Origin of the sequence: Erwinia plantamica, assembly GCF_043420595.1 — a bacterium.
GTDB lineage: Bacteria > Pseudomonadota > Gammaproteobacteria > Enterobacterales > Enterobacteriaceae > Erwinia > Erwinia aeris.
The window spans coordinates 1-404 of sequence record NZ_JBGCUC010000126.1; the positions used below are offsets into that span (position 1 = coordinate 1).

The 404-nt window shown below is 66.1% G+C and carries 2 protein-coding genes; one reads left to right on the forward strand and one right to left on the reverse strand.

Annotated elements, in window-relative coordinates:
- Positions 1 to 211 (reverse strand): hypothetical protein (locus tag AB3U87_RS22415; RefSeq protein WP_394150646.1); only part of this gene is annotated, 211 nt, incomplete at its 3' end.
- Here AB3U87_RS22415 and AB3U87_RS22420 point away from each other — a divergent pair.
- Positions 210 to 404 (forward strand): hypothetical protein (locus tag AB3U87_RS22420; protein ID WP_394150648.1); only part of this gene is annotated, 195 nt, incomplete at its 3' end. The two genes, AB3U87_RS22415 and AB3U87_RS22420, sit on opposite strands and share 2 nt — an antisense overlap.

Sequence of the window (404 nt, forward strand, 5' to 3'; positions counted from 1 at the left end):
GCAAGACATCGATGAACAGCGCCGCGCCGGGCGCCAGGCGGCGCGCCTTCGCCAGGGAAATCGCCGTGGCTGGCGCGGGATCGCGATCGACCGGCGCCCGAAACGCCGCGGTGCGATAACCCTGGGCATCGAATGGCGCGGTGGGCAAGGCGGGTGCTTGTGGCTGAGCTTGCGCTGGCTGGAAGACCGGCATGACTGGCGCGGCCGTCATGGCCAGCACCATCGTTGCCCACGGGATGCGACGCGATGCTGCGATCATTCTCTCCCATCCCCTGCCCAGGCTGGCCATCGATCTTGGCCTATGGTGCAATTGTAGAATGCTGCCCGATCAAGGCAAATGGTGCCTTGGTATGAAGCGCCCTGCCCTCCTCGTGCCGATCATGGCTGTGCTGGCAAGCACCGCG